At 60.7% G+C, this 12956-nt stretch carries 10 protein-coding genes; 5 read left to right on the top strand and 5 right to left on the bottom strand.

All coding sequences use genetic code 11. The features are described 5' to 3' along the window. Nucleotides 1-11 precede the first annotated feature (11 nt). Nucleotides 12-1190 (bottom strand): trans-sulfuration enzyme family protein, encoded by a 1179-nt coding sequence (locus AC56LG_RS01260; protein ID WP_497164326.1) that lies wholly within the window; start codon nt 1188-1190, stop codon nt 12-14. Continuing rightward, on the bottom strand, nt 1187-2590 hold the full coding sequence (locus AC56LG_RS01255) for a pyridoxal-phosphate dependent enzyme (protein WP_497164325.1): 1404 nt from the start codon (nt 2588-2590) through the stop codon (nt 1187-1189). Before AC56LG_RS01255 ends, AC56LG_RS01260 begins: the two co-directional genes overlap by 4 nt. Nucleotides 2591-2741: 151 nt before the next feature. Between AC56LG_RS01255 and AC56LG_RS01250 the strand changes: the two genes are divergently transcribed. Both AC56LG_RS01250 and AC56LG_RS01245 read left to right on the top strand, forming a co-directional pair. Then, nucleotides 2742-3002 carry a hypothetical protein gene (locus AC56LG_RS01250; RefSeq protein ID WP_497164324.1) on the top strand — a complete coding sequence of 87 codons (261 nt, stop codon included), beginning with the start codon at nt 2742-2744 and terminating at the stop codon, nt 3000-3002. Beyond that, nucleotides 2999-3658: an Ig-like domain-containing protein gene (locus AC56LG_RS01245; protein WP_497164323.1), complete on the top strand. Its 660-nt coding sequence runs from the start codon at nt 2999-3001 to the stop codon at nt 3656-3658. Before AC56LG_RS01250 ends, AC56LG_RS01245 begins: the two co-directional genes overlap by 4 nt. A 203-nt stretch (nt 3659-3861) precedes the next feature. On the opposite strand, the gene AC56LG_RS01240 is transcribed toward AC56LG_RS01245, so the two are convergent. The 3 genes from AC56LG_RS01240 to prpR all read right to left on the bottom strand — a co-directional run bounded on the left by AC56LG_RS01240 (nt 3862) and on the right by prpR (nt 7966). Beyond that, nucleotides 3862-4014: a helix-turn-helix domain-containing protein gene (locus AC56LG_RS01240; RefSeq protein WP_497164322.1), complete on the bottom strand. Its 153-nt coding sequence runs from the start codon at nt 4012-4014 to the stop codon at nt 3862-3864. A 232-nt stretch (nt 4015-4246) separates the two neighbouring features. Then, a complete protein-coding gene (locus AC56LG_RS01235) occupies nt 4247-6142 on the bottom strand; it encodes an ATP-binding protein (protein WP_497164321.1) in 1896 nt (631 codons plus the stop codon). Between the two features lie 195 nt (nt 6143-6337). Beyond that, entirely contained in the window at nt 6338-7966 is a 1629-nt protein-coding gene (prpR, locus tag AC56LG_RS01230; RefSeq protein ID WP_497164320.1) for a propionate catabolism operon regulatory protein PrpR, read from the bottom strand. Between the two features lie 179 nt (nt 7967-8145). Between prpR and prpB the strand changes: the two genes are divergently transcribed. Genes prpB through acnD form a run of 3 tightly spaced genes read left to right on the top strand, consistent with a single transcriptional unit; the run spans nt 8146 to nt 12827 of the window. Beyond that, nucleotides 8146-9030, top strand: a complete 885-nt coding sequence (gene prpB / locus AC56LG_RS01225) for a methylisocitrate lyase (RefSeq protein WP_497164319.1) — start codon at nt 8146-8148, stop codon at nt 9028-9030. Nucleotides 9031-9049: 19 nt separating this feature from the next. Then, complete coding sequence (prpC, locus tag AC56LG_RS01220) at nt 9050-10213, top strand: bifunctional 2-methylcitrate synthase/citrate synthase (RefSeq protein ID WP_497164318.1); 1164 nt, start codon at nt 9050-9052, stop codon at nt 10211-10213. A gap of 13 nt (nt 10214-10226) precedes the next feature. After that, nucleotides 10227-12827 carry a Fe/S-dependent 2-methylisocitrate dehydratase AcnD gene (acnD, locus tag AC56LG_RS01215; protein WP_497164317.1) on the top strand — a complete coding sequence of 867 codons (2601 nt, stop codon included), beginning with the start codon at nt 10227-10229 and terminating at the stop codon, nt 12825-12827. The last annotated feature ends 129 nt before the right edge of the window (nt 12828-12956 follow it).

Here is a 12956-nt window from a genome sequence, read left to right as displayed (position 1 = left end):
CGCGGCCGCGCTTATACGGCGCCGAGCGCGCGCGCCAGATCCGCGCGCTGGTCCTCCACATGCTCGATCCCGACAGAGAGCCGGATCAGCGTATCGCTGATCCCCAACTCCGCCCGCTGCGCCGGCGGAATCGTCGCATGCGTCATCAGGGCCGGATGTTCGATCAGGCTTTCGACGCCACCCAGGCTTTCGGCCAGCGTGAACACGCGGCAGCTTTCCAGGAAGCGCCGAGCGCCGGCCAGATCCGACTCCAGTTCGATGGAAACGATGCCGCCGAACCCGCTCATCTGGCGCCGCGCCAGCGCATGTTGCGGGTGCGTTTCCAGTCCCGGATAAAACACCTTGCGCACCTTCGGCTCGCGTTCCAGCCACTGCGCCAGCGCCAGCGCGTTGGCATTGCTGCGCTCGACGCGCAGGGCCAGCGTCTTGATCCCGCGTAGCACCAGGAAGCTGTCGAACGGTCCCTGGATGGCGCCGACGGCGTTCTGGATGAAGCCGAGCTGCTCGCGCAACGCAAGGTGATGCGGCGCATTGCCGAGCACCGCCACGCCGCCGATCACATCAGAGTGGCCGTTCATGTACTTCGTGGTCGAATGCACGACGATGTCGATGCCCAGTTCCAGTGGACGCTGGTTGATCGGGCTGGCGAAGGTATTGTCGCAGACGCTGACGATGCCGCGCTCGCGGCACAGGGCCGCAATGGCCGCCAGGTCGGCGAGTTTCAGCATCGGGTTGGTCGGCGTCTCGACCCAGACCAGGCGCGTATCCGGCGTGAGCGCGGCCGCCAGCGCTTGCGGGTCGGCCAGGTTCACGTAGGTAAAACGGTGCCCCGCGCTCTTGCGGCGCACGCGCTCGAACAGGCGGTAGGTGCCGCCGTACATGTCGTCGCCGGCGACGACGTGCGAGCCGGCGGGCAGCAGTTCCAGCACCGCCGAGATGGCCGCCAGGCCGGAGGCGAAGGCGAAGGCGGCGCTGCCGCTCTCGATATCGGCCACGCAGCGCTCGAGCGCCCAGCGCGTCGGGTTGTGCGAGCGGCCGTAGTCGAGCCCCTTGTGCACGCCCGGACTTTCCTGGGCAAAGGTCGAGGTCAGGAAGACCGGCGGCATCACGGCGCCGGTGGCGGGTTCCGGCGCCTGGCCGCCGTGGATGACGCGGGTGGCCAGGTGCAGTTGATTGTCGGGTGAAGTCACGATAGGGTCCTGCGCAGGTGGTTGAGGAGGTCGAAGCGGGTGATCAGGCCATAGAACTGCTCGCCATCGGCGATCACGGCGGTGAGGCCGCGGTCGAGGATGTCGCGCAGCTGGGCCATGCTGGCCGAGGGCAGCAGCGTCTGCAGGTGGGCGGTCATGGTGCTGGCGACGGGCGTCTGGAAGCGCGCCGCTTCCTGGGTCACCGCTTCTTGAGTTACATGAAGCAGCAGGTCCGATTCGTCGATGATGCCGACCAGGCGGTTGCGCTCGACCACCGGCAGCTGGGCCAGGTCGCTCGAACGCATGCGGTTGAAGGCGGTCATCAGGGTGTCGGCCGGCGCGACGGTGACGACTTCGCCGGCGTCGAAACGGCGTCCGATCAGGTCGCGCAGGTCGCCCAGTTTCGGGCGCTGCAGCAAGCCCTGGTCGACCATCCAGCCGTCGCTGTAGACCTTGGTCAGATAGCGGGTGCCGGTGTCGCAGACAAACGTGGCGACGCGCTTCGGTGTGGTCTGGGCGCGGCAGTATTTGAGGGCTGCGGCCAGCAGGGTGCCGGTGGAGGAGCCGGCCAGGATGCCTTCGTGTTGCAAGAGGGCGCGCGCGGTGCCGAAGCTTTCCTCGTCGCTGATGGAATACGCGCAGCGCACCCGCGACAGGTCGGCGATGCCGGGAATGAAATCCTCGCCGATGCCTTCGACCGCCCACGAACCTGCTTCCCTGGCCAGGTGCCCGGTGTTGATGTAGTCGGCCAGGATCGAGCCTGTCGGATCGGCCAGCACGAAGTCGAGCTCGGGCTGGACGCGCGCGAAATAATTCGACAGGCCGGTCAGCGTTCCCGAGGAGCCGACGCCGACCACGATCGCATCGAGTTCGTGGCCGGTCTGTTCCCACAATTCGGGGCCGGTGGTGGTTTCGTGGGCGCGCGGATTGGCGGGATTGTTGAACTGGTCGGCGAACCAGGCGCCGGGGACGTCGCGCGCCAGCCTGGCGGCCACGTCCTGGTAGTACTCCGGGTGGCCCTTGCCGACGTCGGAGCGGGTCAGGTGGATCTCGGCGCCCAGCGCTTTCAGGTGCAGGATCTTTTCGGATGCCATCTTGTCGGGCACGACCAGCACCACCCGATAACCCTTGATGCGGGCCACCAGCGCCAGGCCGAGGCCGGTATTGCCGGCAGTGGCCTCGACCACGGTGCCGCCGGGTTGCAGGCTGCCGTCGAGTTCGGCCTGTTCGATCATGGCACGGCCGATGCGGTCCTTGATCGAGCCGCCCGGGTTCTGCGATTCCAGTTTTAAAAACAGCTGGCACGGACCGGTGTCCATGCGCGTGACTTGCACCAGCGGAGTGTTGCCGATCAGGGAGAATATGGCTGCCTGAGTTGCCGCTTGAGACGTGTGTTGCATATTGCGTTGCATATTGCCTCCAGAGAAGCGCCTTGTGGGCGCCGCAGACTCGGAAAAACGCAGAAGAGGAGGGCGCGGATAGCTGCCCTGTCGTGGTGAAAAAGACATGGTACGGCGGTTCGGGAGACCGTGTTTTGCACTGGCGCGAATCGTGATCGAGCCGATTCCTTACCGCTGGGGCGCGACCCTGGCACGGAAAAGTCTTGGCCAGGAAATAACATATTCGACGATGGATATACGCTTATTTACGCTTCCTCAGCGATGGCGAACGGGACTGGAGGCAGAATTGGCGCGCGCTTTCGGCGGTAAAAACCAGGCAGTGGCGCCGATGCTACAAACAAAATTCGAGCAATTGCTCCATATGCAACTTGTTATACTGGAGCATCAATTTCCTTCTTCACCTACCCCATGACCACCAAACGAATCCTCGCCTTCGCCGCCAGTTGCGTACTGCTCCTGGCTGCCTGCGGCGGCAGCAACGACGGCGTCGAGCTCGGCGCATTCCCGGCCCTGAGCAAGACCGAGGGCGATGCGCCGTTCGAGCTGACGGCGCCCTCGTCGGCCAGCCCGGCCGCCTTCAGCTTCAGCAGCAGCGACCCGCGCGTGGCCACCGTCGAGGGCAAGGTCGTGACCATCGTCGCGGCCGGCAGCGCGACCATCACGGCGCGCCAGGGCGAACTGGGCAGCTACAACCCGACGTCCACCAGCGCCGTGCTGACGGTGGCAAAACGTACCTGCACCCTGCCGCTGGTGTATGACAACGGCCAGTGCATCGCCCCGGCCGCCACCGAATCCTTTGTGACGCGCGAGGGCCTGACCTGGATGCCGGCCACGGTGGCGCTGACCTGGGCCGAGGCCGATGCCTACTGCAAGAACACGAAAATCCAGGGCACCAACGGCTGGAAGCTGCCGACCCAGTTCGACCTGGCGGCACTGGCAACGTCCGGCATGTTGACTCAGAAGGGCTGGGCGCCAGGGGACGCCTGGACGGCCACCGCCGGCAGTACGGCGGACAGCCACTTTGCGGTCAACCTGGCCAGCGGCGCCTCGAACGCCTTCCCGAAATAGAACAAGGCTTACGTCACCTGCGTGCGTTCCTGACGCATCAGGACTCGGCTTTAGAGCCCATCCCAGTAGGGAGGAGGAAGTTGATGACGACACGCGCGTAGGCGATGCATGACAAGCGGGGGCAAGTCGCGAGGAGGCCGCTTGGCGGCGCCACGCAACGACGAGTAACGCAGCATCCGCTTGTCAGGTGCGTCAGCAACGACTCATTCCCTACTGGGATGGGCTCTTAGCCGCCGGCACAAGGTCGTGCGGCTGATGCCGAAGTGGCGCGCGGCGGAGTCGCGCTGGCCGCCGAAGCGTTCCATTACTGCGGCGATGCTTTCCGCAGCTGGCGCTGTCTGCACAGCCGGCGACATGCTTGTGTTGCCGCTCCCTAGTTCCGGGCGCAACCCCAACAAAAATTCGGCATCAGTGACTGCAGCGGCTCGACCGCCAGGAACCGCGCTAGCTGTGTCATCAAATTGCGCATACCGACTACCTCAGCAGGAAACAAAAGTCAATTTCGATTAAGTTATCGCCTCATAAGTATAAGTAATTTCGAATGCGCTTTCGGACGTCGGTGGGAACGAGGGTATTAATTAAAATTTCTTATGACTGGGGCGGTGTATCAAAAGAAGTATCAAATGTTTTTTCGATCAACGTTTTTAGGCAAATGACCGAAATTTTCTGTTTGTATTGACCACCGTCAACGTTTTCTATTTGGTAGATCTCCCATTCAAAATCATTATCAGGAACTTTCCTTATTTTTCCATAACATGTGAAAGCGTCCTTAACCTGTTTTTCTACGTCCACCTCTACAGCCCATGCGACAATATAATCTACAACGGCGAGTGCGTGATTAAAAGGACCATTGTTATTGAATTCGAACTTATATTCGACTGAACAGATGTTCGATTCTGCTAGCGGAGAAGCTATCGTCTCGTTAATTAAGCCTAAGCTGTCAATTCCCTGAGTTGAAAAAGTAACAATGCGCCTCCAGTATTTATCGAATCCTTTATTTTTTGGAAGGAAGCTGGATAGTTGTGAATAAAGTATTCCGACAAGATATTCCTCGCCAGGTTTAGGGGATAGAAAAAGGTGTGAATGATTATTTAGATCAATTATGCGGAAGCGCTCGCGAGTTTTTAATTCCTTTTTCGCATCTTGTAAAATTTCGATTTGGTCATTTAAAAGAGTTTCGGAACTCTCCTTTTTTAACCTAGACAATAATTCTGAGAATACTACGTCAGTTTTCTTCTGGGCATCAAAAAATTTCTTGATTTCCGTTCTGAAATCTGGATCTGAAAGAGTGTCGTAAGCGTTTTTGCTAAGGGCATTTCTATTCGTTACTAAATCAAAGTCGCCTTCTAAAATTATCGAATAGTGACTCGGACTGTCACCTTCAGATAAAACTTCATAATCATCAAGGCCAGATAGAAGTTCCTGATATTTGCAAATCTTAATTCCTTTAACCGCAATGAAAAATCCACGGTGCTCACTTAACCGAATGCCGGACATCGCTTTTCCCTTTCGGGCCAAGTACTTATATTCAGCATGCGCCCTTCTATTGCCGTCGATCGTCAATATTATCGAGAAATTCTGGCCATTTACTGAAAAGCTTTTTGCGGCTCTACTATAAAATCGGCCGTCCCTCAAACGTGAAACATGGGCCGGAGACTTAATTGTGGGATCTTGCTTTCCAGCAGAAGGGACTAGTAGATAAGGATATCCAAACGGGATTGATGTTGCTTTCTTATTGGCAAATATGAAAAATTTAGCTTCCACAACTGATGCAGACACCTGTTGACGCTGGCTAGGCGAAAAGCCTTCTGAAGCTGTAAGATACCTGATGTCGCCATGTCGGGTGTAAAGGCGAATGTAATTAACGATGTATGATTCTTCAGGATTGTTGCCGATGGCAAAATATTTTCCGAAGTTTTCAGTGTCTAACTCATCAATTATAATCAAGGTCATTGATGCTGTTTTTGAATTAGATACTATATCTTCAATATATTTGATCGCTTTAGTCGTATCAGCGTTAGGGCTGGTAAAAAACGAGCTAATTTCCGATACGATATTAGTTGTTTTTGACGGCGTGATGTCGTAATTAACATCCAAATTATTACGCGGATTATCGATAGTTACAACGTTCCACTGCTTTTTTGAAGCATTGGTTAGCGAAGCTACAAACACGCGACTTGAAGCAAAGCAAAGTTTAGAGCCCTGGCATTTATAACCAATCGCGTCACCTTGTTTCTTAGTTGATTTTCCAATCGAAAAGAATGCTTCCCATGGGCTAATGCCATTGGCTTTTTGTTTTGTGTCTAATCCTGATCCATCGTCGAGAAAGATGAACCCTTTTCGTTCTTTTAGTGGCGCATAGTAGATATTTTTCGCTCCAGCGTCGTAGGAATTCGAAATGAGTTCCCTAATAACTTCGCAAGGATCGTTTCGGTTTACCGATAACTCGCCTAGAACATGTTTAAATTCGATCTGTGGTTTCAAAATTATTCCTAACGATTACTTGAGTGCCATTGGTAATTGCCAATATAATTATTTAAATTATTTTTGGATATATTTTCAAATAAAATTAAAAAATTAGTAGATTTTAATGATTGAAAACTTAAAAAAGTGGCTTGTGGTCGACATCTAGTGTACGGGGAGCATTCCGTCGAGGCAAGCAAGACTATTCTTGGTCTGTCATGAACCAGCTTTTAGCCGCCGCCACAACGTCGTGCGGCTGATGCCGAGGTGGCGCGCAGCGGCGTCGCGCTGGCCGCCGAAGCGTGTGAGTACGGCCGCCAGGCTTTCCGCTACCGGTGCGATCGGTGTTTCAGCAGAGGACGGCGCGTCTGCATTGTCGCTGGCGCCTTGTAGTGCTCCCAACTCCGGCGCAATCCCCAACAAAAAATTCGGCGTCAGCGCCTGCAGCGGCTCGGCCGCCAGGAACAGCGCCAGCCGTTCCATCAGGTTGCGCAGTTCGCGCACATTGCCCGGCCATGGGTGGCGCAGCAGCAGCGGCGCGCAGGCCCCGATTTCGGCGTGCAGGTTCGGATGCGGTTTCGCGCCCAGCGCCGCCAGCGACTGCTTGAGCGACCATTCGGCCAGCGGCACGATGTCGTCCTGGCGTGCGCGCAGCGGCGGCAAGGCCAGGCGCAGCACCGCCAGCCGGTAGAACAGGTCGGCGCGAAAGCGTCCTTCGCGTACCCGCGCTTCCAGGTCGCAGTGGGTGGCGCTGACCACGCGCACGTCGATCGGCACCGGCCGCGTGCCGCCGACGCGCATCACCTCGCGCTCCTCCAGCACCCGCAGCAGGCGCGTCTGCAAGCCGAGCGGCATCTCGCCGATCTCGTCGAGGAACAGGGTGCCGCGGTTGGCCGCCTCGAACAGGCCGGCGTGGCCGCCGCGGCGCGCGCCCGTAAACGCCCCTTCCTCGTGGCCGAACAGTTCCGATTCCAGCAGCGACTCGGCGATCGCGCCGCAATTCACCGCCACGAAAGGCCGGTTCGCGCCCAGGCTGCGCGGACCCTCGCGGTGGATCGCCTGGGCGACGAGTTCCTTGCCGCTGCCGGTCTCGCCATGGATCAGCACCGTCGCCGGCGAGCGCGCATACAGCACCACGGTCTGGCGCAGCCGTTCCATCGCTTCGGATTCGCCGCGCAGGTCGTTCAGGCCGCGCCGCGCACGGCGCGATTCGTTGGCCGGGCCGCGCCGGATACGGTTCGCCTCCAGCTGGGCCAGGCGCGCGAGCTCCAGCGCGTCATCGAAGGCCTGGCGGATCGAGGCGGCCGAATACAGGAAGATAGCGGTGAGACCCGCTTCCTCGGCCAGGTCGGTGATCATGCCGGCGCCGACGATGACCTCGATCCCGGCCGCCTTCATCTCGTCCATCGCCGCGCGCGCATCCTCGCGCGTCACGTAACTGCGCTGGGCCACCGGCAAGCCGAAGGTGGCGCTGAACTCGGCCAGCTCCGGCAGCGGCTGCTGGTAGCTGATCACGCCGATGCGACTCGACACCTTGCGCGCCCGCGCCAGCGCGCCCATCACGTCGTAGCCGCTGGCCTTGGCCACGATCACCGGCGCCGAGACCCGGCCCTTTAAATAGGCGCCGTTGGAGCCGGCGGCAATTACCACGTCGCAGCGCTCGTTGGCCATGCGCTCGCGGATATGGCGCGCCGCCTCGTCGAAGCCGAGGTCGATCGGCTCGATGCTGGCGAGATGGTCGTATTCGAGCGTGATGTCGCGGAACAAGTCGGCCAGGCGCGACACGGACACGGTCCAGATGACAGGTTTGTCGAAGTCTTGCGGAGGAGGGGAGAAGGGACGCATGTTGCAATTTTACTGCAACATGTTTCACTTGGAACGCAAAGTGAAACATTGTGCGGTCTCAAGGATGAGTTCACCGAAAGCTAAGTGATTGAAACGATGCTGTTTTGCGGTTGTCCAATGTACTGGCACGCTAATTGCAACAAGGGTTGCATCCATTCGTTGATCCACCAGGAGACCCCATGATCCAATCCGCAGGCGCCGCGTTCCGCAAAGCCGTCCAGGAAGAATCGCCACTGCAAGTTGTCGGCGCCATCAATGCCAACCATGCGCTGCTCGCCAAGCGTGCCGGCTTCAAGGCGATTTACCTGTCGGGTGGCGGTGTCGCCGCCGGCTCGCTCGGCCTGCCCGACCTCGGCATTTCGAACCTGGACGACGTGCTGACCGACGTGCGCCGCATTACCGACGTCTGCGACCTGCCGCTGCTGGTCGATGTCGACACCGGCTTCGGTTCGTCCGCCTTTAATGTTGCGCGCACCGTGAAATCGATGATCAAGTTCGGCGCCGCCGCCATCCACATCGAAGACCAGGTCGGCGCCAAGCGCTGCGGCCACCGTCCGGGCAAGGAAATCGTCTCCAAAGGGGAAATGGTCGACCGCATCAAGGCGGCCGTCGACGCCCGCACCGACGAGAATTTCGTCATCATGGCGCGTACCGATGCGCTGGCCGTGGAAGGTATCGATGCCGCCATCGAGCGCGCGGTGGCCTGCGTCGAAGCTGGCGCCGACATGGTGTTCCCGGAAGCGATGACCGATCTCGCCATGTATTCGCGCTTCGCGAAAGCCGTCGGCGTGCCGATCCTGGCCAACATCACCGAATTCGGCTCGACCCCGCTGTTCACCGTCGAGGAGCTCAAAACGGCCGACGTCGGCATCGTGCTGTATCCGCTGTCCGCGTTCCGCGCCATGAACAAGGCGGCCGAAAACGTCTATACGGCGATCCGCCGCGACGGCAGCCAGCAAGCCGTGGTCGACACCATGCAGACCCGTGCCGAACTCTACGAGCGCATCGGTTACCATGAATTCGAGCAGCACCTCGACGCCTTATTCGCCGCACAGAAAAAATAAACCTGAATTGGAGATCACCATGACTGCTAATTTGTCCCAACCTGCGCCAACCTTCAAGCCAAAAAAATCCGTCGCCCTGTCGGGTGTCGCCGCCGGTAACACTGCCCTGTGCTCGGTCGGCAAGTCGGGTAACGATTTGCATTACCGCGGCTACGACATTTTGGACGTCGCCACCACCTGCGAATTCGAAGAGATCGCCTACCTGCTGGTGCACGGCAAGCTGCCCACCGTCGCCGAACTGAAGGGTTATAAAGCCAAGCTGAAGATGCTGCGCGGCCTGCCGCAATCGGTGAAACTGGCGCTGGAAGCGCTGCCGGCCGCCAGCCATCCAATGGATGTGATGCGTACCGGCGTCTCGGCGCTGGGTTGCGCACTGCCCGAAAAGGACGACCACAATGTCCCCGGCGCGCGCGACATCGCCGACCGCCTGATGGCGTCGTTCGGCTCGATGCTGCTGTACTGGTACCACTACAGCCACAACGGCAAGCGCATCGAAACCGAAACGGATGACGATTCGATCGGCGGCCACTTCCTGCACCTGCTGCACGGCTTCGCGCCATCGGACGAGTGGGTGCGCGCGATGCACACCTCGCTGATCCTCTACGCCGAGCACGAATTCAACGCTTCGACGTTTACGGCTCGCGTGATCGCCGGCACCGGTTCCGACATGCACTCGGCGATCACCGGCGCCATCGGCGCGCTGCGCGGCCCGAAGCACGGCGGCGCCAACGAAGTCGCGCTCGAGATCCAGAAGCGCTACGAAAACGCCGACGAAGCCGAAGCCGACATCCGCAACCGCGTGGCGAACAAGGAAGTCGTGATCGGCTTCGGCCACCCGGTCTACACCATCAGCGACCCGCGCAACGTCGTCATCAAGGAAGTCGCGCGCTCGCTGTCGCAGAGCGCCGGCTCGATGAAGATGTTCGACATCGCCGAGCGCCTGGAATCGGTCATGTGGGAAGTGAAGAAGATGTTCCCGAACCTGGACTGGTTCTCGGCCGTGTCGTACCACATGATGGGTGTGCCGACCGCGATGTTCACGCCGCTGTTCGTCATCTCGCGTACTTCCGGCTGGGCCGCGCACATCATCGAGCAGCGCATCGACAACAAGATCATCCGCCCGAGCGCGAACTATGTCGGTCCGGAAGACCTGCAGTTCGTGCCGATCGCAGACAGAAAGTAATCAGAGCATCACCATGAACAACGCCTACCGCAAACCCCTGCACGGTACCAACCTGCATTACTTCGACGCGCGCGACGCCGTCGACAGCATCCAGCCCGGCGCCTGGGATGGACTGCCTTACACTTCGCGCGTACTGGCCGAAAACCTGGTGCGCCGCTGCGAGCCAATGGCGCTGGTGCCGTCGCTGAAACAGCTCATCGAACGCAAGCGCGACCTCGACTTTCCCTGGTTCCCGGCGCGCGTGGTCTGCCACGACATCCTCGGCCAGACCGCGCTGGTCGACCTGGCCGGCCTGCGCGACGCCATTGCGCAAGAGGGCGGCAATCCGGCCCTCGTCAATCCCGTAGTGCCGACCCAGCTGGTGGTCGACCACTCGCTCGCCGTGGAATGCGGCGGCTTCGACCCGGACGCCTTCGCCAAGAACCGCGCCATCGAAGACCGCCGCAATGAAGACCGCTTCCACTTCATCGACTGGACCAAGAAAGCCTTCCAGAACGTCGACGTGATCCCGCCCGGGAACGGCATCCTGCACCAGATTAACCTCGAGCGCATGTCGCCCGTCGTGCAAGTAAAAGACGGCGTCGCCTTCCCGGACACGCTGGTCGGCACCGACTCGCACACGCCGATGGTCGACGCGCTGGGCGTGATCGCCATCGGCGTCGGCGGCCTCGAAGCCGAGAGCGTCATGCTGGGGCGCGCCTCCTACATGCGCCTGCCGGACATCGTCGGCGTCGAACTCACCGGCAAGCCGCAGCCGGGCATCACCGCCACCGACGTGGTGCTGGCGCTGACCGAGTTCCTGCGCGCCTCGAAAGTCGTGTCGACCTATCTCGAATTCTTTGGCGAAGGCGCATCGAACCTGACCCTGGGCGACCGCGCCACGATCTCGAACATGGCGCCGGAATTCGGCGCCACCGCCGCGATGTTCTACATCGACGAGCAGACCATCAAGTACCTGCGCCTGACCGGGCGCGAGGACGAGCAGGTCAAGCTGGTCGAGGACTATGCGAAGGAAACCGGCCTGTGGGCCGATACGCTGACCAACGTCGACTACGAGCGCGTGCTGCGTTTCGACCTGTCGACGGTCGTGCGCAACATCGCGGGCCCGTCGAACCCGCACAAGCGCGTGCCGACGTCGGAGCTGGCCGCGCGCGGCATCTCCGGCACGGTGGAAAACGAGCCGGGCCGCATGCCGGACGGCGCCGTCATCATCGCCGCCATCACCAGCTGCACCAACACGAATAATCCGCGCAACATGATCGCCGCCGGCCTGATCGCGCGCAACGCCAACAAGCTGGGCCTGCAGCGCAAACCCTGGGTGAAATCCTCGCTCGCGCCTGGCTCGAAAGCGGTCTCGCTGTACCTGGAAGAAGCGGGCCTGATGCCGGAACTGGAAAGCCTCGGCTTCGGCGTCGTCGCCTTTGCCTGCACCACGTGTAACGGCATGAGCGGCGCGCTCGATCCCGTCATCCAGCAAGAGATCATCGAACGCGACCTGTACGCCACCGCCGTCCTGTCGGGCAACCGTAACTTCGACGGCCGCATCCACCCGTACGCCAAGCAGGCTTTCCTGGCCTCGCCGCCGCTGGTGATCGCCTACGCGATCGCCGGCACGATCCGCTTCGACATCGAAAAGGACGTGCTGGGCACGGACAACAGCGGCAAGGAGATCCGGCTGGCCGACATCTGGCCATCGGACGAGGAAATCGACGCCGTCATCGAGCAGAGCGTGAAACCCGAGCAGTTCCGCAAGGTGTATACGCCGATGTTCGCACGCGTGGCCGACGATGGCGAAGCGGTCGCGCCGCTGTACGACTGGCGCGAAATGAGCACCTACATCCGCCGTCCGCCGTACTGGGAAGGCGCGCTGGCGGGGCACCGTTCGCTGTCGGGCATGCGTGCGCTGGCGGTCCTGGGCGACAACATCACCACCGACCACCTGTCGCCGTCGAACGCGATCATGATGGACAGTGCCGCCGGCGAATACCTGTTCAAGATGGGCTTGCCGGAGGAGGACTTCAATTCGTATGCCACCCACCGCGGCGATCATTTGACGGCGCAGCGCGCGACGTTTGCGAATCCGACCCTGAAGAACGAGATGGTGCGGAACGAGGACGGTTCGATCCGGGCGGGTTCCCTCGCACGGATCGAACCCGAGGGGCAGGTCACGCGCATGTGGGAAGCGATCGAGACCTACATGGAGCGCAAGCAGCCGCTGATCGTGATCGCCGGCGCTGACTACGGCCAGGGTTCCTCGCGCGACTGGGCGGCCAAGGGCGTGCGCCTGGCGGGCGTGGAAGCGATCGTCGCCGAAGGCTTCGAGCGCATCCACCGCACCAACCTGGTCGGCATGGGCGTGCTGCCGCTGGAATTCCAGCCGGGCGTCAATCGCCTGACGCTGGGCCTGGACGGCACCGAGACCTACGACGTGCTCGGCGAACGCACCCCGCGCGCGACCTTGACCCTGGTGGTCAACCGCCGCGACGGCCAGCGCATCGAAGTGCCGGTGACCTGCCGCCTCGATACGGCGGAAGAGGTGTCGATCTACGAGGCCGGCGGCGTGCTGCAGCGCTTTGCGCAGGACTTCCTGGCGTCTTCCAAGGTCGCTGCATAAAGGCATCCGGGACGCATCTGGGAACCTGTAAGGTGGGCGGCTGCGCCGCCCACGCGTTCAACCAGCCATGATCGGGCGCGACACGTGTTCGATAAATCATACGTGCGTTGAACGCGTGGGCGGCAAAGC

The sequence above is a fragment of the Telluria sp. ZB2R32 genome (assembly GCF_059685715.1).
This window is presented reverse-complemented; position numbering and strand designations above follow the sequence as displayed.